Origin of the sequence: Streptomyces sp. KR55 (assembly GCF_052245645.1) — a bacterium.
Lineage (GTDB): Bacteria > Actinomycetota > Actinomycetes > Streptomycetales > Streptomycetaceae > Streptomyces > Streptomyces flavusporus.
This window is the reverse complement of record NZ_JBQQCE010000993.1, coordinates 1-724: the sequence shown is the minus strand read 5'-3', so window position 1 is coordinate 724 and position 724 is coordinate 1. Positions and strand designations below refer to the sequence as shown.

The window sequence follows — 724 nt, the reverse complement described above, 5'->3', positions numbered from 1 at the left end:
ACTCCCCCCCCGCTCGGCTTCGCTCGCGCGGGGGGACCCCCATCGCGTCGCCGCCCTCCTCCGCCTTGCAGCTGGACGCACCACGCCCCGCTCACCTGCACCGACGAGGTGCCGCCGTTTTCCTCCGACCTGATCCGCCGGACAGGCCCTGTCGATCGGGATGAGTACGCGCACACATCCATGGCGTGGTCGGAGACGTCACCCTCCCCCGAAGGTGACGTCCCCGACCGCTCCCCCGGTGCCGGACTGTGGTCCAGGCGTCCGCGTGGCGCGGGGCCGTGCTGTCACCAGCACATGACCGCCGTCTCGCCCGGACCCCACGAGGAGTACAGGCGCACACGGACGAAGTAGCGGCGGCCCTTGACGAGCCGGGCCCTGACAGTGGCGTTGCCGGAGGTGCCTCCGTCGTCCTGTCCGGTGAGGTAGCGGGATTCGCCGTCCCGCTCCTCGAAGACCACGACGACAGTGTCGCTGTCGCCGAAGGTGCCCACCGTGTACTCGCGGGTCTCCGGCGGCTCGACCACGAAGTCGGCCTGCTCGCCCGCCCGCAGACCCAGCGGCGCCGAGCGGAACGGCACCAGCGCGGGCGGCCGATGGGGGTCCCCCCGGTCGAGTCTGTTCGAGACTGGGGGAGCACCGGCCGGCGGGTACCAGCGAAGGACGAACTCCTTGTCGAGGGCCGACAGCGCGCCGGGCGGGTTCAGGCCCCCGCGGAACTGCTCGG

Annotated in this window: 1 pseudogene; it reads right to left on the bottom strand. The window is 72.5% G+C overall.

The window, feature by feature from the left end:
• Window positions 1-284: 284 nt before the first annotated feature.
• Window positions 285-724 (bottom strand): annotated as a pseudogene (locus ACTWQJ_RS51980) (hypothetical protein); the annotation flags it as partial.